Origin of the sequence: Faecalibacterium sp. i21-0019-B1, assembly GCF_042852915.1 — a bacterium.
Lineage (GTDB): Bacteria > Bacillota > Clostridia > Oscillospirales > Ruminococcaceae > Faecalibacterium > Faecalibacterium taiwanense.
Genome location: NZ_AP031425.1, coordinates 545,406 through 566,087 on the forward strand (window position 1 = coordinate 545,406; position 20,682 = coordinate 566,087).

General features: G+C 59.1%; 19 protein-coding genes. 17 read left to right on the forward strand and 2 right to left on the reverse strand.

Annotated elements, in window-relative coordinates; all coding sequences use genetic code 11:
- The first annotated feature begins 7 nt into the window (after positions 1 to 7).
- Positions 8 to 640, forward strand: a complete 633-nt coding sequence (locus ACGHP1_RS02540; protein ID WP_390556602.1) for a hypothetical protein — start codon at positions 8 to 10, stop codon at positions 638 to 640.
- 92 nt (positions 641 to 732) lie between these two features.
- Here ACGHP1_RS02540 and fba read toward each other — a convergent pair whose 3' ends face one another.
- A complete protein-coding gene (gene fba / locus ACGHP1_RS02545) occupies positions 733 to 1,596 on the reverse strand; it encodes a class II fructose-1,6-bisphosphate aldolase (RefSeq protein ID WP_005941384.1) in 864 nt (287 codons plus the stop codon).
- A gap of 723 nt (positions 1,597 to 2,319) precedes the next feature.
- On the opposite strand from fba, the gene rlmB reads away from it, so the two are divergent.
- From rlmB to ACGHP1_RS02565, 4 genes are all read left to right on the forward strand, one after another.
- Positions 2,320 to 3,252, forward strand: coding sequence for a 23S rRNA (guanosine(2251)-2'-O)-methyltransferase RlmB (gene rlmB / locus ACGHP1_RS02550; protein ID WP_120081351.1), 933 nt, complete (start codon positions 2,320 to 2,322; stop codon positions 3,250 to 3,252).
- Between the two features lie 48 nt (positions 3,253 to 3,300).
- Positions 3,301 to 6,033, forward strand: a complete 2,733-nt coding sequence (locus tag ACGHP1_RS02555) for a cell envelope biogenesis protein OmpA (protein ID WP_390507552.1) — start codon at positions 3,301 to 3,303, stop codon at positions 6,031 to 6,033.
- Positions 6,034 to 6,198: 165 nt separating this feature from the next.
- Positions 6,199 to 6,738: a rubrerythrin gene (gene rbr, locus ACGHP1_RS02560; RefSeq protein WP_005941401.1), complete on the forward strand. Its 540-nt coding sequence runs from the start codon at positions 6,199 to 6,201 to the stop codon at positions 6,736 to 6,738.
- A 227-nt stretch (positions 6,739 to 6,965) separates the two neighbouring features.
- Complete coding sequence (locus tag ACGHP1_RS02565; RefSeq protein ID WP_390507554.1) at positions 6,966 to 7,907, forward strand: Ig domain-containing protein; 942 nt, start codon at positions 6,966 to 6,968, stop codon at positions 7,905 to 7,907.
- A 45-nt stretch (positions 7,908 to 7,952) separates the two neighbouring features.
- On the opposite strand, the gene ACGHP1_RS02570 is transcribed toward ACGHP1_RS02565, so the two are convergent.
- The gene (locus ACGHP1_RS02570; RefSeq protein WP_154255902.1) at positions 7,953 to 8,126 is read right to left on the reverse strand and encodes a hypothetical protein; all 174 of its coding nucleotides are present in this window, start codon (positions 8,124 to 8,126) and stop codon (positions 7,953 to 7,955) included.
- A 119-nt stretch (positions 8,127 to 8,245) separates the two neighbouring features.
- Here ACGHP1_RS02570 and ACGHP1_RS02575 point away from each other — a divergent pair, with 119 nt between their 5' ends.
- The 12 genes from ACGHP1_RS02575 (at position 8,246) to ilvA (ending at position 20,673) form a co-directional block, all read left to right on the forward strand.
- A complete protein-coding gene (locus tag ACGHP1_RS02575; protein WP_390507557.1) occupies positions 8,246 to 9,184 on the forward strand; it encodes a ribonuclease Z in 939 nt (312 codons plus the stop codon).
- Positions 9,181 to 10,614, forward strand: coding sequence for a CCA tRNA nucleotidyltransferase (locus ACGHP1_RS02580; RefSeq protein WP_390507560.1), 1,434 nt, complete (start codon positions 9,181 to 9,183; stop codon positions 10,612 to 10,614). The genes ACGHP1_RS02575 and ACGHP1_RS02580 overlap by 4 nt, the downstream gene beginning before the upstream one ends.
- Positions 10,615 to 10,682: 68 nt before the next feature.
- On the forward strand, positions 10,683 to 11,786 hold the full coding sequence (gene mnmA / locus ACGHP1_RS02585) for a tRNA 2-thiouridine(34) synthase MnmA (protein ID WP_338427616.1): 1,104 nt from the start codon (positions 10,683 to 10,685) through the stop codon (positions 11,784 to 11,786).
- Between the two features lie 13 nt (positions 11,787 to 11,799).
- Entirely contained in the window at positions 11,800 to 12,570 is a 771-nt protein-coding gene (locus tag ACGHP1_RS02590; RefSeq protein ID WP_390507563.1) for a ThiF family adenylyltransferase, read from the forward strand.
- Between the two features lie 584 nt (positions 12,571 to 13,154).
- Positions 13,155 to 14,042, forward strand: a complete 888-nt coding sequence (locus tag ACGHP1_RS02595) for a putative manganese transporter (RefSeq protein ID WP_005941425.1) — start codon at positions 13,155 to 13,157, stop codon at positions 14,040 to 14,042.
- 158 nt (positions 14,043 to 14,200) lie between these two features.
- Positions 14,201 to 15,091: an HAD hydrolase family protein gene (locus ACGHP1_RS02600; RefSeq protein WP_390507565.1), complete on the forward strand. Its 891-nt coding sequence runs from the start codon at positions 14,201 to 14,203 to the stop codon at positions 15,089 to 15,091.
- Positions 15,088 to 15,576: a DNA-deoxyinosine glycosylase gene (locus ACGHP1_RS02605; RefSeq protein ID WP_005941430.1), complete on the forward strand. Its 489-nt coding sequence runs from the start codon at positions 15,088 to 15,090 to the stop codon at positions 15,574 to 15,576. Before ACGHP1_RS02600 ends, ACGHP1_RS02605 begins: the two co-directional genes overlap by 4 nt.
- Before the next feature lie 99 nt (positions 15,577 to 15,675).
- Complete coding sequence (locus tag ACGHP1_RS02610) at positions 15,676 to 16,302, forward strand: 5-bromo-4-chloroindolyl phosphate hydrolysis family protein (RefSeq protein WP_005941432.1); 627 nt, start codon at positions 15,676 to 15,678, stop codon at positions 16,300 to 16,302.
- Between the two features lie 40 nt (positions 16,303 to 16,342).
- Positions 16,343 to 17,500, forward strand: a complete 1,158-nt coding sequence (locus tag ACGHP1_RS02615) for a toxic anion resistance protein (RefSeq protein ID WP_097776719.1) — start codon at positions 16,343 to 16,345, stop codon at positions 17,498 to 17,500.
- 1 nt (position 17,501) lies between these two features.
- Positions 17,502 to 18,260 carry a LemA gene (locus ACGHP1_RS02620; protein WP_390507568.1) on the forward strand — a complete coding sequence of 253 codons (759 nt, stop codon included), beginning with the start codon at positions 17,502 to 17,504 and terminating at the stop codon, positions 18,258 to 18,260.
- Positions 18,257 to 19,267, forward strand: coding sequence for a TPM domain-containing protein (locus ACGHP1_RS02625; RefSeq protein WP_390507570.1), 1,011 nt, complete (start codon positions 18,257 to 18,259; stop codon positions 19,265 to 19,267). Before ACGHP1_RS02620 ends, ACGHP1_RS02625 begins: the two co-directional genes overlap by 4 nt.
- Positions 19,268 to 19,467: 200 nt before the next feature.
- The gene (gene ilvA / locus ACGHP1_RS02630; protein WP_005942203.1) at positions 19,468 to 20,673 is read left to right on the forward strand and encodes a threonine ammonia-lyase; all 1,206 of its coding nucleotides are present in this window, start codon (positions 19,468 to 19,470) and stop codon (positions 20,671 to 20,673) included.
- Positions 20,674 to 20,682: the final 9 nt, after the last annotated feature.

Genomic DNA, 20,682 nt, shown 5'->3' on the forward strand with positions numbered 1-20,682 from the left:
AAATCGGATGCGTACAAAGCTGCTGAACGAAAAAAGCCAGGAGCAGCTGAAAGAAGTGATCCGGTATCTTCGCCGGGTCAGCTGGGATTTCTGCGGAATCGAGCTTGTACGCAGCGATCTACTTGATATTGCCATCCAGGCAAATGCGGAGAACCGGGAACTGTTTCATTCAATTCCGGACGCAAAGACCTTTGTGGAGGAAGTCAAGCCCAGCTTGAAAACACTGGGGGCTGGGGATTACTTCTGGTTTGTTGCACCGCTGTATTTCTTTTTGGAGTGGGGCGTGGAAGGGCTGCTGCTTTACCCGGTAATTGGTGATTGGGTTTTTGAACTTTCTGTAGGCTATCTGATGCAGCTTGTTGTTGCAGTGACGGTTTTTTGCGCACTGTTCCGCCGGATGATGGAGCAGGTAGGCTTTCCGCCACGAGAGTATTGGCTGAAATATGCTACATGGCTGGTGCTTTATATCGTGACCCTGTATGGAACGGGCTGGTTCTTTACCCAGATCGCGGGTAAGATCGTACTGCTGCGGCTTCCGATCCTTAGCTATTCGATTTTTTGCCTGCTTCTGGGTGCAGGACTGTATGCAATACATTTTTGGAGATATGGAAAAGACCCGCGTCTGAGTGCTCGCATATAAAGTAAAAAGCGCCCCCGCTGCACTGTGCATAACGGTGCAGCGGGGGCGCATACTTTATTGGGTGGTGTACCGGTTACGATACGAGCTTCTGCTTAGCCCTTGCCTGCGCAGCCGAACAGCTCGATCTTCTCCTTGCACTTGGCCTCGATGGCCTTTGCACCGGGAGCCAGCAGCTTGCGGGGGTCGAAGCCCTTGCCCTGCTGATCCTTGCCCTCTTCGATGTACTTGCGGGTGGCCTCAGCAAACACCAGCTGGCACTCGGTGTTGATGTTGATCTTGGAAACGCCCAGGCTGATTGCCTTTGCGATCATCTCGTCGGGGATGCCGGTGCCGCCGTGCAGAACCAGAGGAATATTATTGGTGGCCTTGTGGATGCGGTCCAGAGCCTCGAAGTCCAGACCCTTCCAGTTTGCCGGGTAGACACCATGGATGTTGCCGATGCCGGCAGCCAGGAAGTCAATGCCCAGAGCGGTGATCTTTGCGCACTCCTCGGGGTCTGCGATCTCGCCGGCACCCACAACGCCGTCCTCGACACCGCCGATGGAACCGACCTCGGCCTCGATGCTCAGGCCCTTAGCGTGTGCCAGAGCAACCAGCTCCTTGGTCTTTTCCACATTCTCCTCGATGGAGTAGTGGCTGCCATCGAACATGATGGAAGAGAAGCCGGCCTCGATGCAGGCCTTGCAGCCCTCATAGGTGCCGTGATCCAGATGCAGGGCAACAGGAACGGTGATGCCCATGGAATCGACCATTGCGCTGACCATGGCAGCGACGGTCTTGAAACCGGTCATGTACTTGCCGGCACCCTCGGAAACACCCAGAATCACAGGGCTCTTCATTTCCTCGCAGGCGGTCAGAACGGACTTGGTCCACTCCAGATTGTTGATGTTGAACTGAGGCACACCGTAGTGGCCATCACGTGCTTTGATCAGCATTTCGGTTGCATTTACCAACATTATTCATTACCTCCACAAAATCATTGGGGTCTTGCTCGTTTCGTATCCGCTTTGTGCACGGTTTAACGAACCTACAGAATTAGTATACCCCAAACAGCGGCCAAAATCAATCCAAACCGGTGTTTTTCCTGTAACAATGCGGGGATTCTGTTTCTGGCAGGGTGCAGGGGGTTACTGCCAGAAGCGCGTATATTCGATAGAATGCAACAAATTTCCATATAATGTGCAATAAGCGGCCGAAAGACAGAAAGCTTGATGAAGGACGGATTTTCAACACAGATCCACATTCGTCAAAATGATATTGGGCAATTTGGCAAAAGCGGACAGGATGCAGTTCAAAAAATTGTCATATTTCCGACTTGTATTCTACAAATTGTACGCAGAAAATCAAAAAAGGTCGAACCAAAAAGTGGAAAACCTTGTGGAAAGTGTGGAATTCCACAGGCAAAACAGGCTTTAAAGCTGGACTTTTGAACTTTCTCCACAGGGTTTTCAACATGTGGAAAAATAATCGCTCTTCTACGGATTGTATACCGCGTTTTTGTGGAAAACTTTTTTCTCCGGCAAAACAGAGGGATATCTACCCAGCAGCCGGGTAAAGCTGATGCAGGGCGGCAGAACATTTCTGCAAAAAAGCGGAAACGGTCTCCGGCACCACGAACAGAAAAACTTTTGCAGGACGCGGATAAAAAACGGTAATTTGCTGGCAAACAAGGTTGGCTTATGCTATACTTCAAGATGAGTTATCATCTTCAGATCATACCGGTGCGCGGCCCAGAGTGCGGCGCGCCTTTTGGAGGGTGTGCACAGCACCTTCCGGTGATACAACGGAAGGAGAAAATCATCATGGAAGAAAAGAACCAGCCGCGCCGTCCGCGCCGCAGCCCGGAAGAGCCGCTGCAGAAGAACGAGAGCCTTGTTTATGGCAAAAATCCGGTGACCGAACTGCTGAAAAGCGGTTCCGGCGTGGACACCGTGCTCATTGCTGAGGGCATGGCTCCGGCCGTGGCGGCTTACTATACCGCATTGGCAAAGGAAGCGGGTGCCACGGTGAAGCGGGTGCACCCTAACAAGCTGCGCCTGATGACCGGCACCGAGAGCCATCAGGGTGTGGCGGCATTTGCCAGCGAGATCGAATACGTGACGGTAGACGACCTGATGGCAGCAGCCAAGGACAAGGGCGAGGCACCTTTTCTGGTGCTGAGCGATGGCATTGAAGACCCGCACAATCTGGGTGCCGTGATGCGCAGTGCTCTGCTGTGCGGTGCGCATGGCATCGTGATCCCAAAGCGCGGCGGCGCATCGGTCACGCCTACCGTCATCAAGTCCAGCGCAGGTGCCGCAGAACGCCTGCCGGTGGCTCGTGTGGCCAACATCGGCGAGACCATCCGCCGCCTGAAGGAGCAGGGTGTGTTCGTCTACTGCGCCGATATGGACGGCGTGTCTCTGCGCAGGAACAACCTGACCGGCCCCATTGCACTGGTGCTGGGCAGCGAGGGCAGCGGTGTTTCGCAGCTGGTGAAAAAGCTGTGCGACGGCGTGGTGCGGCTGGATATGGCAGCACCGGGCACCGGTGTGGACAGCTACAACGTGTCGGTGGCTGCGGGCATTATTCTGTACGAGATCCAGTCCCAGCGCGCAGCACAGCAGGCATGATCCGGCATTCGGGCCGGAACCTCAATTTGAATTACAGGAGGGACTAGAATGCCGAAAGATAAAAATAATGGCCGGGAAATGACCCCGGATGAAAAGTTCCGCTCCTTTTTCAGCACCACGGCGGTGGATATCCCGGAGGAGATGACCCGGAGGGACGAAAACCAGCCGGAGGAAAAGCCGCAGAAACGGTTTGGCCTGTTTGGCCGTGGTAAGGAAAAGCAGGAGACTGACGAAGCTGCAGCAGAGCAGCCGCAGGAAATGCCTACCGGTGAGGTGCGGCTGGGTGAGGATGCGCAGCCGGAACCGGAAGCGGATCTGGAACTGATGCTGAGGCCGGAGGCAGACCCGGAACAGGAACTGGCCCCGTGGCCTTTTCTGGAGAAGGAAGCAGAGGATGCACAGCCGGAAGCACCCGCCAAAAAGCCGGAGGAAAAATCTGCACCGCAAACGGCGGAACCCCCGGCGGCAGTGAAGCCGGAAACACCCCGGCAGAGCGCTGTCCCGGCGGCAAGACCCGCAGAGCAGCATAGCACGGCAAAGCCTCTCCGGCACCCCAAGAATGCGCCGGAGGTGCTGCTGCCGCAGGAAGAGCAGGAGCAGCAGGAGATGGCACAGCTCAAGGCGATGATCAACGGCCTGAGCGACCAGAAGCCGGAAAAGCCTGCACCGAGGGCCGAAGCAGCCCCGGCAGCAGAAACTGAACCGGCTGAAAGCAAAAAGAAACCGTCCGGTGCACCGCTGCCCGCGGCTGTGTTTGCAGCGGTAAAGGAGACGGCACCGGAGCTGCAGCCGGAACCTGTGCCGCAGCCGAAAAAAACGGAGCAGCCGGAAAAGCAGCCGGTGGCCGATTTCTTTGGCAAGGCGCAGAGCGAGGACGCACCGCAGGCACCTTTGGCCCCGGCAGAGGAGCCTGCCGCAAAAGAGGACACCATGAGCCTGCCGCTGCTGCCGCTGGACGGCGAAGAGCCGCAGCAGGCACCGGAGAAGGCATCCGCTGCGCCACAGCCGGAACTGAAAGCTGAGGCGGAGGACGCGGTGTCTCCGGAGGAACATGCCGAAACGGAGCTGCCCGAGCCGGAGGCTACGGTGGATAAGCTGCACCGTATGAGTGCAGAGCTGACGCTGCGCTGCGTGCTAGGCGGCATTCTGGCTGTGGTGCTGCTGCATTTTGGTTTGGTATCGGATGGGCTGCTGCCCGCCATGGCGGCGCTGGACCCGGACGCTGCCCCGGCGGCATTCTATGGTGCAAACCTGCTGCTGCTGGCTGCAAGCCTGTGCGTGGGCTTCCCGGTGCTGCGCGACGGCCTGAACGGCCTGCGCGGACGGTCTTCTTCCGAGACGATGCCGGCGCTGGCCGCAGTAGCAGCGCTGGTGCAGGCGGTTACAGCCATGCTGAACGCAAATGTTTACCGCGGCACCACCGGCATCTCGCTGCTCAGCGGCATGGCCGCGCTGGGGCTGTTCCTTGCGCTGCTGGGCAGCCGGGTGATGCTGGCTGCTGTCAAGGGCGGCTGTGAGCTGGTGACCAATGGTGTGGAGTTCGAGGGCGCCTACCGCGCCAAGGACAAAGACCTGCTGCGCGCCCTTGCACGGGATCTGGAACAGAAGGACCCCTGGGTGCTGCTGAGCCGCCCGATGAAGGAAGCTGACGGCTTTGTGGAGCAGAGCTTGAGCGAGCGCGCAAGCGAGCGCCGTGCACGCAAAGTTTCGTACATCCTGCTGGGCGTTGCCCTGCTCAGCGGCGTGCTGTTCCTGCTGGCAGGTGCCGGCTGGAACAAAGCTGCGGCTGCCATGGCAGCTGTGCTGTGCATGGGCGCACCGCTTTCTTCTACCCTGATTGCGGGCGTTGCCTCGCTACGGCTGCAGCGTGCGGCTGCGGCTGTGGGCGCAGTCGTGCCCGGTTGGCAGGCCATTGAGCAGCTGGGCGGCATTGATACGCTGCAGATCGATGCAGACGACCTGTTCACCGCCGACAGCGCACAGCTGGAGGATATCCGCATCTTCAAGGGCGGCCGCATCGACCGCGCCATCCTGTACGCGGCCAGCGTGCTGAACGAGAGCCACGGCACCCTGAAGGGGCTGTTCCGCCAGATCGTTGAGGAACGCACAGACATCCTGTTCCCGGTCAAGGATCTGGAGCAGCACCATGGGCTGGGCTTTTCCGCCTGGTGCGATAACAACCGCATTCTCATTGGTACCCGCCGCTATCTGGAGCAGGAGGGCGTGCCACTGCCGGACGAGGAATACGAGATGCAGCACTCGAAGAACGGCGAGCTGCAAATTTTGTATCTGGCTGTGTCCGGCAATCTGCACGCTATGTTCGTGCTGAAATATGTGGGCGGGCGCAATGTGGCCCGCGGCCTTGCCGTGCTGCAAAAGGAGAACATCCGCCTGCTGGTCACATGCCAGGACCCCAGTCTGACTGCACACCACATTACCGAAGCATACCGCCTGCCGGAAGGCATGATCACCGTGCTGGATCAGGAGCAGTGCAACGCCATCAAGGCCGCACCGAAAGACCCGGAGGATACCTGCTGCATGATCCATCTCAAGGCGTTTGCCAGCCTGACCGGCGGTCTGCAGGCTGCGGATCAGGCCCAGAACGCCGAGAGCAGCGCCACCACGGTACAGATGGTCTCGGTGCTGTTCTCCATTATCATTGCAGCGCTGCTCACCAGTGCAGGCAGCATCTGGGAGCTTTCGGTGGCAACGGTGCTGATGTACCAGGCAGCGTGGAGCGCCCTGAGCATTGCTGTGTGTGCACTGAAGCAGCATAACTGAGAAATATTCTCAGAATAAATAGGAATCGTTCTTGATTTCCATCAAAAAATATGGTATACTCTGTTCAGAACCTGAGCCGCAGGCGAAAAAATTACCGCCGGGCTGAATGATAGAGCCGGGATCGGTCGATCCTGACAGAAGATCCGTTTTTGAAAGGAGAGCATCATGGAACTGAAGGGTACCAAAACCGAGAAAAATCTGATGGAAGCGTTTGCAGGCGAGAGCCAGGCACGCAACAAGTACACCTTCTTTGCCAGCATGGCAAAAAAAGAAGGCTACGAGCAGCTGGCCGCGATCTTTGAGGAGACCGCCGGCAATGAGAAGGAGCACGCAAAGATCTGGTTCAAGCTGCTGTGCGGCGGCGCGATCCCCGATACCCTGACTTGTCTGGACATGGCAGCAGGCGGTGAGCACGACGAGTGGACCGAGATGTACCCCCGCATGGCTAAGGAGGCCAAAGAAGAGGGCTTCCCTCAGATCGCAGCACTGTTCACCATGGTGGCACAGATCGAGAAGGAGCACGAGGAGCGCTACCGTGCGCTGGCCGAAAACCTGAAAAACAACAAGGTCTTTGCCCGCGAGGAGCAGCAGGTATGGCAGTGCCGGAACTGCGGCTACACCTATATCGGCAAGTCCGCACCGCTCAAGTGCCCGGTGTGCGCACATCCGCAGAGCTACTTTGAGCTGAAAAAGATCAACTACTAAGCTGAAAATTCAAAAGCAGAACAGCGCCGCCGCATCCGGTTTGCCGGGTGCGGCGGCGTTTTGTACAAAATTGAAAAGCGGATTTTATTATTCTCCACAAAATAAGGCTCAGCTGCCCGGCAGAATGGGCAAAAAACTTGACCCGGTTTTGCACTGCGTGTAAAATAATACGGAGACAGGAATATTTAAAGGATCTTGCAGCAAAGCAGGCGGGGAGGGCAAAGCCCATGAAGCAGGGGTTCAAAGCGTGTGTTTGTGCAGTGGTGCTGTGCGCAGAACTGTTTGCAGCCGGGGCCTTGTCGGCCTATGCTGCGCAGGAGCAGCCGCTGCCGGACAGCGGCATGACATTGGACACTGCCGAACTGACGCTGGATATCACCGAAGGAGACCCGGCCCCGGTGGCCTACCTGAATGTGCAGGCACCCAACGACTACTTCTTTCTGATCTGGACTTCCAGTGATCCGGCAGTGGCATCGGTGGACGGCACTGGCAAGGTGACCGGCCATGCCGAGGGCACTGCGGCCGTCACGGCCCGCAATGAGCGCGGCGAAAAGACCACCTGTACCATCACGGTGCGCAAAAGCACAGCCAGCCGCCTGGTGCTGAACACCAGCGATCTGACGCTTACCATTACAGAGCAGGAGCCTGCCCCGACGAAACAGCTGAAGCTGGAACAGAACAAAGGCGGGTTTACCTATGTGCGGCAGTGGGTCAGCAGCAACCCGGCGGTGGCATCGGTAAGCACAAACGGTACCGTAAAGGCGCAGGGGTCCGGCAAGGCCGTCATCAGCGCACTGACCACAGCCGGGCAGGTGCTGCGCTGCACGGTAACGGTCACATCGGAGATCGGACGGGTGCAGATGAGCAAAAACGCCATGCTGCTGCAGGCAGTGGGAGCCAGTCAGAAGCTGACCGCGCAGGCTGCAGGCACCAAAAACGGAACGATGACATGGCTCAGCAGTAATCCGGGCGTGGCAACTGTGAGTGCGGATGGCATGGTAACGGCGGTGGGCGACGGTGAAACGATGATCCTTGCCGTTACACCGGAGGGTCGTGCCGATGCCTGCTATGTGGCCGTGGGAGCGGCGGCGTGGCGGTTCCGCTCGGAGGACGAGCTTGCCGAAACGCTGACCCTGACCGGCCAGCTGCCCTATTCGGATGGAAAATAAAAAGAAAAATGGGAGCGTTCTGTGCAGCAGGATGCTCCCATTTTTTCAAAACCCGCTGGGCAGAAAGATCATCGTTCCCCGGGCAGACCACGCCATCCGCTGGGCCATGCAGCCGGGCGCACCGGCCAGCAGAAACAGGGCCAGTGCGGCGAGCAGCAGCACCCATCCAAGGCCGCTGTGCGGCCTGCCGGAAAAAGGATCCCCTTTTTTGCGTCTCATCCCGCTGCCCCCTTTTTGCTGTGCTGGCCCATGCTATGCGCGGCCAGCAGTGATTGTGCAACGTGCTGGGCTGTGGTACAATAAAATATCGAAATCTACTGTGCAGGGAGAACGATTTTATGCTGACCATTACACTGCTGGGCACTGCGGCTACCATGCCACTGCCGGACCGGGCACTCTCGGCGGCGTTTGCTGCCTGCGGCGGTCACGGCCTGCTGTGGGACTGCGGCGAGGGCACGCAGGCGGCAGCGCGCCGTGCGGGCGTGAACCTGATGCGGGCAGATGCCATCTGCCTGACCCACTACCATGGCGACCACATCTTTGGTCTGCCGGGCCTTTTGCAGACTCTGGGGGCGCAGGGCCGCACAAGGCCGCTTGCGCTGCTGGGTCCGGAGGGCCTGCCGGATATCTGGGCGGCGGTGTGGGCACTGACCGGCCCGCTGCCCTATCCGGTGAAGCCGCAGGTGCTTATGCCGGGCCAGCCGCTGGCGCTGGATGCGCTGAGCGAGGGCTGGCCTGCCGGTGCGCGGCTGGTGCCGTTTGCCACAAAGCACCGGGTAAAAAGCCTTGGCTACCGGCTGGAGCTGCCCCGTGCAGGCAAATTTTCGCCGGAGCAGGCCCAGGTGTTGGGGGTGCCGGTGCAGCAATGGAAGCTGCTGCAGAAAGGGCAGAGCGTTGCCGTGGAGGGCAGAACGGTGCAGCCTGCGCAGGTGCTGGGTGCCCCGCGTAAGGGGTTGAGCGTGGTATTTTCCGGCGATACGGCCCCCTGCCCGTATTATTTGCAGGCGGCGCATGACGCAGACCTGCTGATATGCGATGCCACCTATGCCCTTCCGGAGCAGGAAAACCAGGCCCGTCAGTGGGGGCACAGCACCTTTGGGCAGAGCGCGACCCTTGCCGCGCAGGCGAGGGCAAAGCGGCTTTGGCTGACCCATTATTCCCCCATGATCACCGACCCGGAGGAATATGCCGCGCAGGCACAGAGCATCTTCCCGGCGGCGGAGTGCGGCTTTGACGGCAAAAGCATCACCCTGCAGTACGAGGAGGCACAGCCATGACCATCCGGATGGACGAGGGTGCGGCAGAGCTGCTGGACACCCTGCACAGGGCGGGCTATGCAGCCTACGTGGTGGGCGGCTGCGTGCGGGACAGCCTGCTGGGTCTTACCCCCCATGACTGGGATCTTTGCACCAGCGCCCTGCCGCAGCAGGGAATGGAGCTGTTCGGCGAAGAAAAATGCATTCCCACCGGCCTGCAGCACGGCACCGTGACCGTAAAGCAGGGCGGCGGGCTGTACGAGATCACCACCTTCCGCACCGAGGGAGCCTACACCGATGGCCGCCACCCGGATGAGGTGCATTTTGTGCCGGATGTGCGGGAGGACCTGGCCCGGCGGGATTTTACCATCAACGCCATGGCCTACAATGAAAAAGAGGGTCTCATTGACCCCTTTGGCGGTCAGGCCGATCTGCAAAGCGGCATCCTGCGGGCCGTGGGCGTGCCCCGCCAGCGGTTCACCGAGGACGCGCTGCGCATCCTGAGGCTGTACCGGTTCGCAGCGCGGTTTGGCTTTGCCATCGACCCGCCCACGGCGCAGGCGGCACAGGAGCTGTGTGCCCATCTGGACTGCGTATCGGTGGAGCGCATCGAGGAAGAGCTTGCAAAACTGCTGAACGCACCCGCCCCTGCGGCATATCTTGACAAAAAAATACTACTTGTTATTCTGCCGGAGCTTTCATCGGAGGCACTGGCGGCGGCAAAGCCGGTGGTGGATGCCTGCCCGGCGGGGGAGCAGGCCCTGCCCATCCGGCTGGCGGCGCTGCTGCTGAGCCTTGGCGAGGACGGCACCCGCCGCACCCTCAGGCGCCTGCGCTGCTCCAATGCCTGTATTGAGGAAACGGCGGTGCTGGTGCGGGAAGCCAGAAGGCGTGACGGTAGCTTTCTCTTCGGACACGAGTACGGGTTGCGGCACCCAGCGGATGCTTCGTGCTTTGAGCAGCACTCGCATCCTGCTGGCCGCTGCTCCAACAGCAACTCCTTGTTTCCGCCGCAGGCGGCAGTCGTTGCCGTTGCAGGCCATTCCATCGCCCGCCCTATTGCCTTCGGCAACAGGGTCCCACCCCAGCGGACGGTCCTCAGAGAAACTACCGTCACACCCGGCTTTACTATCTACGCCCGCCGACTACTGGGCAAATATAACTTGTGTACCGTGCAGCGCATTGCTGCACTGGGCACAGCCCTGCAGCCGGAACGGGCGGCTGATTTTGCTGCACTTTCCGAATTGGCCGAACAATTGGACGCGGACGGCGTATGCTGCCGCGTCAGCCAGCTGGCTGTGAATGGCCGCGACCTGATGGCGGCAGGCGTCCCGGCGGGGCCGGGCATCCGCAAAGTGCTGGAAGCGCTGCTGGACGGTGTGATCCGGGAAGAATATCCCAACGAGCGGCAAGCCCTGCTGGCCGCAGTGCAGCAGCTCGCTGCGTCTTGACAAGCTCTTTTTTCAGAGTTACTATTATACTACTGTTTTAGTGTGTTGAATGCACCAAAGGAGAACTTATGACCACACAGACCCCTGATTCAAAGCCGCGTGCCCTCATTGCCATGAGCGGCGGCGTGGACAGCTCGGTGGCGGCATGGCTCATGCAGCAGGCAGGCTATGACTGCACCGGCATCACCATGCGGCTCACCCGCAACGAAACGCTGGGACAGTCCGGCTTTCACACCTGCTGCTCGGAAAAGGACATCGAGGACGCGGCAGAGGTGGCGTATGCCATGGATATCCCGTACGAGGTGCTGGATTTCACGGCTGACTTCCGGGAACAGATCATTGAAAAATTCGTCCGCGTGTATGAGGCGGGCGGCACGCCGAACCCCTGCATCGACTGCAATAAATATATGAAGTTCCGCCATCTGCTGGACTGGGCCCGGGCACACGGCATGGGGTATGTGGTCACGGGCCACTATGCCCGGGTGGAGCAGGACGAGGCCACCGGCCGTTTCCTGCTCAAAAAGGGGCTGGACGAGGGCAAGGACCAGAGCTACGTGCTCTACAATCTCACTCAGGAGCAGCTGGCGCATATCCGTCTGCCGCTGGGCGGCCTGCACAAGACTGAGGTGCGCGAGATCGCGGAGCAGCACAAATTTGTCAATGCCCACAAGCACGACAGTCAGGACATCTGCTTCGTGCCGGATGGCGACTATGCCCGCTTTATGGAGGACTTCACCGGCAAACACTACCCGGCAGGTGATTTTCTGGACGAGAGCGGCAGGGTGGTGGGCACCCACAACGGCGCGGTGCGGTACACCATCGGCCAGCGCAAGGGGCTGGGCCTTGCCATGGGGGCACCTGTGTACGTCTGCGGCAAGGACATGCAGGCAAACACCGTCACGGTAGGGCCGGAGGAGATGCTGTTCGACCGCATCGTGTATGCGGACGAGGTGAACTGGATCGCCATTCCGGAGCTGACCGGGCCGCTGCGGGTCACAGCCCGCACCCGGTACCATCAGGTGGAGCAGGCCGCCACCGTCTACCCGGCGGAGTGCGGCTTCCGGCTGGAATTTGACCAGCCCCAGCGCGCCCCTACGCCCGGTCAGGCCGTGGTGCTGTATCAGGGCGACACCGTGCTGGGCGGCGGCACCATTACGAGAGTGGAAAAGTAACAAGGAGAACAAAATGCAAAATCAGTATTCCCGCACGCAGTTGCTGCTGGGCGCGGAAGCTATGGAAAAACTGCACAATTCCCGCGTGGCGGTGTTCGGCATCGGCGGCGTGGGCGGCTACACGGTGGAAGCGCTGGCGCGCAGCGGCGTGGGGGCACTGGATCTGATCGATGATGATAAGGTCTGCCTGACCAACCTCAACCGCCAGATCATCGCCACCCGCAGCACGGTAGGGCAATATAAGGTAGATGTGGCTGCGCAGCGCATCCACGACATTGACCCGGACATCAGGGTGACCACCCACCGGTGCTTCTTTGGCCCGGAAACACAGGACCAGTTCGACTTTACCCAGTACGACTATGTGGTGGATGCCATTGACACTGTCACCGGCAAGCTGGCGCTGGTGATGAAGTGCAAGGAGGTGGGCACCCCCATCATCTGCTCCATGGGCGCAGGCAACAAGATGGACCCGACCCGCTTTGAAGTGACCGATATCTACAAGACCTCGGTCTGCCCGCTGGCCAAGGTGATGCGCACCGAGTGCCGCAAGCGCAGGATCAAGCACCTGAAGGTGGTCTACTCCAAGGAGCCTGCCATGACCCCCATCGAGGATGACGCCATCAGCTGCAAGTATCACTGCATCTGCCCTCCGGGCACCCAGCGCAAGTGCACCCAGCGCCGTTCGGTGCCGGGCTCCAATGCCTTTGTACCCTCGGTGGCCGGCCTGATCATCGGCGGCGAGGTGGTAAAAGACCTTGTGGGCTTTGTACCGATGAAGGGGTAAAACAGACTGCAGACTCCTGCTGTGTGGGACGATTTGAAATGCGCTCCGCGTTGCTTTGCGCATAAGCTAAGGAAATTATATTTTTGATTTTGGGGTCCAGAAACGCCTGCGGGCGTTTCTGGACCCCATTTTCATGGGCGGGGGTCGTGGAGGATAGGCTTGTGCTTGCGGGCAGAACCCTCTCGGTCACGCCTGCGGCGTGCCAGCTCCTGAGAGGGTTCAGCCCGCTGAAAACAAGCAGAACGTTAACTCCGCCGCGCGAATGTTTCCACAGGAAACCAGCGCGGCAGCTTCCGCTTTCGGTTATGACTCCTCCCGTGAAAAGGCAATTCTGGAAAATCCGCAGATTTTCCAGAATTGCGAAATAAAATAATAATTCCGCTGAAAATGGTCAGAGCATCAGCGGAGACCATTTGAAATCGTATTTTTTGCGATGCAGCGTTCCATAACATAAATTCGCAACTAATTTGCATTTTGGTATTGCAATTGGAGAGAATATCGTGTATAATCATCCCTGTTCAAAAATGCAACCAATTTGCAATTTACTAAAATGAAGCGACGAACGGTCGTTTTTAGGAGCGTATATGGAACTGTTTCTGGATGTTCTGGGCGAATCTCTGGTGGATACCGCCAAGATGCTGCCCTTCCTGTTTTTGGCTTATCTTCTGATCGAGTATATCGAGACCCGCCACGGTGAGCGCATTGAAGCACTGCTGGCAGGCGGCGGGCGCTGGGGCGCGATTCCGGGCGCGGTGCTGGGCTGTGTGCCGCAGTGTGGCTTTTCGGCCATTGCGTCCAACTTCTACTCCTCCCGCGTCATCACGCTGGGCACCCTGATGGCCGTCTACCTTGCCACCAGCGACGAAGCCATCCCGCTGCTGGTATCCATGCCGGCCTACTGGGATAAGCTGGCTGTGCTCATGGTCATCAAGGTGGTATACGCCATTGTGGTGGGCTTTGTGCTGGATTTTGTGCTGCGCGGCGTGCTGCCCAAATCGCTGCGCGGCGGCTACACCGGCCATGCCGACGAGGTGGACTGTCACGAGGAGCACAGCGACGAAGAGGGCAAGCCCGCCCCCATCTGGAAAGCGGCCCTGCGCCATACGCTGGAGATCTTTGTGTTCATCTTTGCGTTCAGTCTGGTGTTCGGCCTGATCGTGGAAGGCGTGGGCGAAGATGTGTTTGCAGACCTTCTGGGCAGCATGGGCTTCTTCCAGCCGGTAGTGGCTGCGCTGGTGGGCCTGATCCCCAACTGCGCCGCCAGCGTGCTGCTGACCCAGCTGTATGTGGAAGGTGCTCTGCGCTTTTCCAGTCTGGTGGCGGGCCTTTGCACCGGTGCAGGCGTGGGCCTTGCGGTGCTGTGGCGCACCAATCCTTCGTGGAAGCAGAACCTGTTCATCACCGGCCTGACATGGGGTGCAGGCGCATTCCTCGGCGTGGCAATGCAGGTGGTCGTGGCCGTGTTTGCGTGATCCCGAGAAGAAGCTGCAAAGAAAACGGCATCGTGAAACAAAATAAGGCTATTGCATGGAATTCTGTGCAGTAGCCTTATTTTTATGCCCAAATGCACCCCAATTTTAAAAAAGTATGGTATACTGGTACAAAACTCAGTTCCATAGGGGAGAATAGAATGCAATATAAGATTCTGGCAAGCGATTACGACAACACACTGGTGCCCTTTGGCGAGAGCAAGCCGCGTCAGAAGGTGGTAAAAGCCATCAAAAAGCTGCAGGCCGCAGGCGGCAGATTTGTGCTCAGCACCGGACGTGCGTATCCGTGCGTCAACCTCAAAGGCCAGCTGGGCGGCATCCGGTTCGATTATGCCATCACCTGCAACGGTGCCTGTGTGGTGGACCGCGAGGGCCGCATCGTGGCCGAGCACCCGCTCACCGCTGAGGAAATGTACGCGCTGGTGGATTTCTGCGAGGATTATAACTATCCGCTGCAGTTCAATTTCAGGGATGCCTGCTACGCCTACTGCGAGTATGAATATCTGCACAGGGGCTACCAGCAGATGAACAGCATCGGGCTGGACTGTATGGACGGCGAAGATCAGGACCGCCACCTGATCGACATGCCCCACGCCGCTTTTGCGGCAGTGCCGCCGGAGCACGTGGCAGATTTTGCGGCAAAGTACGGCCATCTGGGCCTGCACTGGATGCAGGTGGGCGCGCAGAATGCCGATGGCCTGTGCTATTACGACATCGTGCGCGGTGGAATGGACAAGGGCGTGGGCCTTGCCGACCTGTGCGAAAAAATGGGTCTGACACTGGCCGATGCCGTGGCGGCAGGCGATTCTGCCAACGATGTGGCTATGCTGAAGGCAGCGGGCCTTGGCTGCTGCATGGCAAACGGCACGCCGGACGCAAAGGCTGCCGCTGACCGCATCATTGGCGATGTGCGGGAGGACGGCCTTGCCGACCTGATCGATGAGCTGTGGTTCGACGGCCCCAGAGCAGAGCCGTCCGGCCGCGACCTTGGCTCGCCTTGGGATAAAATTGAAAGTGCAGGCGGACAATGAGCTTTGAACCGGTGTATAACGAACACAGCCGGGCGCTGATCCTTGGCACATGGCCCAGCCCCAAAAGCCGGGAGATGGCCTTTTACTACGGCCACCCGCAGAACCGCTTCTGGCCCATGATGGCCGCGCTGACCGGTGAGCCGGTGCCTGCCCGTGAGGACATTGAAGCCAAAAAGCAGATCATCCTGCGCCATGGGCTGGCCCTCTGGGACACGCTGGAACGCTGCACCATCACCGGCGCAGCGGACGCTTCCATCAAGGATGCAGTGCCGAATGATATTGCCGCTCTGCTGGCAAAGGCACCCATCGAAGCAGTATTCTGCAACGGAGCCACCGCATACCGGATCTATACAAAGTATCTGCAGCCGGTGTCCGGCATTGCAGCGGTAAAGCTGCCCAGCACCAGCCCGGCAAACGCTGCCTGCCGCCCGGAAAAGCTGCGCGAAATCTGGGGCGCGGCCCTCTTGCCGTGGATCAACAAATGATGGCCAGGTTGTAAATTATCCGTGAAAGCCTTGCGTTTTTCGCGGGGCGCGGTATTATGGGTAACATAAGGGGCAATGCCCCGGACAAGGAGAAGAAACATGAGCAAGATCATCCGCACCAGAAAGCCCAGCGTTCTGCCATTTTATGCAATGGCACTGGTCTTTTTGGTATTGTGCGCGGTACTGCCGGTGTATAAGCTGTGGGCGCTGCTGGCGGCGCTGGGCGGTGCATTTGTGGCCTTTGGTGCGGCACAGAAGGTCTGCCCGCCCCGGGTGGTGGAGCACGAAGTGCCTTTCCACACCGGTGTGGAGGATGTGGACGCGATGCTGACCGACATTCAGCAGAAACTGGATACCCTGCACACCCTCAACGAGCAGCTGCCGGACCCGCAGCTCTCTGCCGCCATGACCCGCATGGAAAAGGCGGGCCGCTCCATTGTGGAAGCGGTGGAAGCAAACCCGGAAAAGGCAAAGCAGGTGCGCAGGTTCGCAAACTATTACCTGCCGGATGCGGTGAACGTTCTGCAGCAGTATGCAAAGCTGGCAAAGCAGGGCGTGCGCGGCGAGAATGCCGCAGCCATCCGTACCGAGGTGGAGCACAATGCTGCTTCCATTGCCACGGCGTTTGAAAACCAGCTGGATGCCCTGTACGCCGCCGAGAGCATGGACCTTTCTGCAGATATCACGGTGCTGCAGAACATGCTCAAAGGGCAGGGCCTGAGCTAAGAAAAAAGGTAAATGGTATTTGGAAAGGAAGGAATCTCTTATGGCTGATAATACATTCAACTTTGACCTCGATGCACCCGCAGTACCCACCCTGACGCTGGACCCCACCCCGGCAGAAGAGGAAAAGGCAGCACCCGCCCAGCAGGAAGCTGCCGCACCGGAGCAGCCGCAGGTGAACCTGACCCCGGAAGAACAGGCCATGGTGGATCAGTTTGCTGAAAAGATCGACATTACCAACAGCCAGCAGGTGCTGCAGTACGGCTCCGCCTGTCAGAAGAAGATCGGCGATTTCTCCGAGGCCGCCCTTTCCAAGGTGGCCACCAAGGATCTGGGCGAAGTGGGCGATATGATCACCAGCCTGATCGGTGAGCTGAAGAGCTTTGATGCAGGCGAGGAAGAAAAAAAGGGCATCCTCGGCTTCTTCAAGAAGAAGGGCGACCAGCTGGATGCCATGAAGATGAAGTACAACAAGGCCGAGACCAACGTGGAAAAGATCCAGTCCATGCTGGAGGGCCATCAGGTGCAGCTGCTCAAGGACATCGCCATGCTGGATAAGATGTATGATCTGAACATGGCCTACTTCAAGGAGCTGAGCATGTATATCCTTGCCGGCAAAAAGAAGCTGGCCGATGTGCGCGCAAACGAGCTGCAGCAGGCCATGGATAAGGCCAAGGTTTCCGGCCTGCCGGAGGATGCACAGGCGGCTCGTGATCTGGCCGACCAGTGCGAACGCTTTGAGAAGAAGCTCTATGATCTGGAGCTGACCCGCAACATCAGCCTGCAGATGGGGCCGCAGATCCGCCTGCTGCAGAACAACGACACCATGATGGCAGAGAAGATCCAGTCCACCATCGTCAACACCATCCCCCTGTGGAAGAACCAGATGGTGCTGGCACTGGGTCTGGCCCACAGCCAGCAGGCCATGCAGGCCGAGCGTGCCGTGACCGACATGACCAACGACCTGCTCAAGAAGAACGCCGAGGCCCTGAAGATGGGTACCATCGAGACCGCAAAGGAGAGCCAGCGCGGTGTGGTGGACATCGAGACCCTGCAGCAGACCAACAAGAGCCTGATCGAGACGCTGGACGAGCTGAACAAGATCCAGAGCGAGGGCCGCGCAAAGCGCGCTGCCGCCGAGCAGGAGCTGAACCGCATCGAGGACGAACTGAAAGCAAAAATGATGGAGATCCGGAGCTGAGATGGCAAACGCAGATTTTTCGCAAAAACAGAACAGCACTTCCGGCGGTTTTGACGCGGGCAGCTACCGCGAACAAAAGCAGCCGGAGCAGGCCGTGCCGCTGACACCTCTGCAGCAGAAGCTGACAGGGCTGGAAGCAAAGCTGCCCGCAGCCCTTTCCACCCGCGCAGCTGCACTGGCGCTGAGCGTGGTGGTGATGCTGGCGGCCTTTTTGGGCTTTGGCAGCGCCAAGCTGCGCAGCCGGTACAACGAAGTCCGCAAATGGTACACGGTGGGTGTGGCGGCAGACAACGGCTATAACCTCAACGAGGAGCTGACCACCCGCATGAACACGGCGGCAAACATCATCACTACCGCCAGCAGCACGCTGGGAGCGGACAGTGCCGAGGTGCAGGCCGCACAGAGCGCGCTGAGCGATTTTACCGCCTGTCTGGAAGCCGTGCAGAACGGCGGCAAAAGTCAGGCACTCACCTCGCTGCCCTATTATCAGGGCAGCACGATGCATGCGCTGTATCAGGCCAACGAGGTGCTGGGGTCGCGGATCGATCAGCTCTACGCAAAGCTGCAGGAGCAGGCCGCAGACCCCATGAAGATGGGCGCGGTGCAGGGCCAGTACGGCCAGTTCAACAGTGCGGCTACCATCATCGGCACCCTGAAATACAACGATGCCGTTTACGACTACCAGAAAGAGACCGGCGGCTTCCCGGCCAGCGTGCTGGGAGCCATTGCCGGTGTAAAGGAGGTTGAACCCTTCGCATGAAAAATTTTGCAAAACGCGTAAGCGCTCTGGTGCTGGCCCTTGTGGTGGGCGCAGCGGCCCTGTGCCCGGCGGCCCTTGCCGCCGCCAGTCTGCCGGACCTGCCCAAAGACGAATGTGTGGTGGATGATGCCAACATCCTGAGCGACAGCACTACCCAGACCATCGTTGATCTGAACAACCAGCTGGAACAAAGCTGCAGCGGGGCACAGATCGGCGTACTGACTGTAGATTATACGGGTAATTATTCCACTGAGGATTATGCAACACAGGCCTTCAACGCCTGGGGCATCGGCTCGGCTTCCGAGAACAACGGCGTGCTGATCCTGCTGGTGATGGAGTCGCCCATCTACGAGGATGGCGATTACTACGTGACCTACGGCGACGGCTTCCGCAACACCACGCTGGAAAGTCAGGCCAGCGCCCTCGCTCAGACCATGGAAGGTGATTTTGTTAACCGCGATTACAGCGATGCAGTAATCACCTGTGCCAACAATGTGGCCGACACCATTGCAAGTGTTTATGGGGTAAATCTGAACAATGGCAGCTACGACGACGGCAGCTATGCCCAGCCGGACGACGGCCCCACCACCTTTGGGGATATCGTTCTGGGTATCGTGATCCTGTTCATGTCCCTGATGGTGATGCTGATCATCGTGCTGTTCGTGTTCCGGGTGTTCATTGCACCCATCGGCCACGCAGCAGGCTGGAACTGGGGTCCCTTTGCATGGGGCTACATGGCAGGTTCGGCCCGTCGGCACCGTCCCGGCCCGCCGCCCCCTCCGGGCCCCGGCTTCGGCCCCGGATACGGCCCGGGCTTATGGCCCCGCCCGCCCCGGAACAACAACCGGCGTCCGCCCCGTCCTCCCATGGGCGGCGGCTTTGGCGGCGGGTCCTTCGGTGGCTCCCGCGGAGGTGGCTCCTTTGGGGGCGGCTCGTTCGGCGGCGGCTCCTTCGGTGGAATGGGCGGCGGCGGCAGCCACGGCGGCGGCGGTGGCCGCGGCCGTTAAAAACACAAAAACACGGAGAACTGCTGTGGGCGGTATGCCTGCGGCAGTTCTCTTTTTCGGTTTCAGGTGTGAAGGAAATTCATTTGACAAATCAACTTTGTTAACCTATACTGAGAAACATGCATAATAAGCCAGAAATAAAGGCTCTGAGGGTGGAAAAGCCGCAGAGCAGGGAACGATAAAAATAGAGGGAGAAAACCATGCTGACTCTGGATAAGATCTACCATGCAGCCTTTGTGCTCAAGGATGTTGCCCGCAAGACCGACCTCATCGAGGCACCCAAGCTCTCCAAGGACTGCCAGCTGTACCTGAAAACCGAAAACCTGCAGGCCACCGGCAGCTTTAAGGTGCGCGGTGCTTACTATAAGATCAGCCAGCTTTCCGAGGAGGAGAGCGCCAAGGGCGTGATCGCCTGCTCTGCCGGCAACCACGCACAGGGCGTGGCGCTGGCTGCTACCCGTCGCGGCATCAAGAGCATCGTCTGTATGCCGGACGGTGCCCCCATCATGAAGGTGGAGAATACCAAGAATCTGGGCGCAGAGGTGTGTCTGGTGCCCGGCACCTACGATGATGCCCACGACAAGGCTGTGGAGCTGCAGGAAGAGACCGGCATGACCTTTATCCACCCCTATGACGATGAGCAGGTCATCGCGGGGCAGGGAACCATTGGTCTGGAAATTCTGGATCAGCTGCCGGATGTGGATGCGGTCGTTGTGCCGGTGGGCGGCGGCGGCCTGATCTCCGGCGTGGCCTTTGCCATCAAGAGTCTGCGCCCGGAGGTGAAGGTCTATGGCGTACAGGCCGAGGGTGCACCCAGCATGTACCGCAGCCTGCACGAGCATAAGTACCAGACCCTGAAAGCCGTTTCTACCTTTGCAGACGGCATTCAGGTCAAGACTCCCGGTGAGCTGACCTACCAGATCTGTGAGCAGTATGTGGACGACATCGTGACCGTGAGCGAGGATGAGACCGCTGCCGCCATCCTCTCGCTGATGGAGAACCAGAAGCTGGTTGCCGAGGGTGCCGGAGCCGTGCCGGTGGCTGCAGTGCTGTTCCACAAGCTGCCGGTCGAGGGCAAAAAGGTGGCCTGCGTCGTCTCCGGCGGCAACATCGATGTGAACATCCTCAACCGCGTGATCACCCGTGGTCTGGTCATGAGCGGCCGCAAGGCGAACATGACCATTGCGCTGGAGGACAAGCCCGGCCAGCTCAAGAAGGTGGCTGAGATCGTGTCCCGCTGCGGCAGCAATGTGGTGTCGGTGCAGCACGATGGCTCCGATCCCAACATGCCCATTTCCAGCTGCTTCCTCAAGCTCACCCTTGAGACCCGCGATGCCGAGCAGATCGAGCAGATCCGCGCAGAGCTTGCAAAAGAGGGTTTCCAGCTTGTGAGCGAAAGAGTATAATAGAAGAAA

Bases quoted from the DNA above. Each gene is read 5' to 3' on its own strand.
- ACGHP1_RS02540 (WP_390556602.1), top strand. From the start codon at position 8: ATGCGTACAAAGCTGCTGAACGAAAAAAGCCAGGAGCAGCTGAAAGAA.
- fba (WP_005941384.1), bottom strand. From the start codon at position 1,596: ATGTTGGTAAATGCAACCGAAATGCTGATCAAAGCACGTGATGGCCAC.
- rlmB (WP_120081351.1), top strand. From the start codon at position 2,320: ATGCTATACTTCAAGATGAGTTATCATCTTCAGATCATACCGGTGCGC.
- ACGHP1_RS02555 (WP_390507552.1), top strand. From the start codon at position 3,301: ATGCCGAAAGATAAAAATAATGGCCGGGAAATGACCCCGGATGAAAAG.
- rbr (WP_005941401.1), top strand. From the start codon at position 6,199: ATGGAACTGAAGGGTACCAAAACCGAGAAAAATCTGATGGAAGCGTTT.
- ACGHP1_RS02565 (WP_390507554.1), top strand. From the start codon at position 6,966: ATGAAGCAGGGGTTCAAAGCGTGTGTTTGTGCAGTGGTGCTGTGCGCA.
- ACGHP1_RS02570 (WP_154255902.1), bottom strand. From the start codon at position 8,126: ATGAGACGCAAAAAAGGGGATCCTTTTTCCGGCAGGCCGCACAGCGGC.
- ACGHP1_RS02575 (WP_390507557.1), top strand. From the start codon at position 8,246: ATGCTGACCATTACACTGCTGGGCACTGCGGCTACCATGCCACTGCCG.
- ACGHP1_RS02580 (WP_390507560.1), top strand. From the start codon at position 9,181: ATGACCATCCGGATGGACGAGGGTGCGGCAGAGCTGCTGGACACCCTG.
- mnmA (WP_338427616.1), top strand. From the start codon at position 10,683: ATGACCACACAGACCCCTGATTCAAAGCCGCGTGCCCTCATTGCCATG.
- ACGHP1_RS02590 (WP_390507563.1), top strand. From the start codon at position 11,800: ATGCAAAATCAGTATTCCCGCACGCAGTTGCTGCTGGGCGCGGAAGCT.
- ACGHP1_RS02595 (WP_005941425.1), top strand. From the start codon at position 13,155: ATGGAACTGTTTCTGGATGTTCTGGGCGAATCTCTGGTGGATACCGCC.
- ACGHP1_RS02600 (WP_390507565.1), top strand. From the start codon at position 14,201: ATGCAATATAAGATTCTGGCAAGCGATTACGACAACACACTGGTGCCC.
- ACGHP1_RS02605 (WP_005941430.1), top strand. From the start codon at position 15,088: ATGAGCTTTGAACCGGTGTATAACGAACACAGCCGGGCGCTGATCCTT.
- ACGHP1_RS02610 (WP_005941432.1), top strand. From the start codon at position 15,676: ATGAGCAAGATCATCCGCACCAGAAAGCCCAGCGTTCTGCCATTTTAT.
- ACGHP1_RS02615 (WP_097776719.1), top strand. From the start codon at position 16,343: ATGGCTGATAATACATTCAACTTTGACCTCGATGCACCCGCAGTACCC.
- ACGHP1_RS02620 (WP_390507568.1), top strand. From the start codon at position 17,502: ATGGCAAACGCAGATTTTTCGCAAAAACAGAACAGCACTTCCGGCGGT.
- ACGHP1_RS02625 (WP_390507570.1), top strand. From the start codon at position 18,257: ATGAAAAATTTTGCAAAACGCGTAAGCGCTCTGGTGCTGGCCCTTGTG.
- ilvA (WP_005942203.1), top strand. From the start codon at position 19,468: ATGCTGACTCTGGATAAGATCTACCATGCAGCCTTTGTGCTCAAGGAT.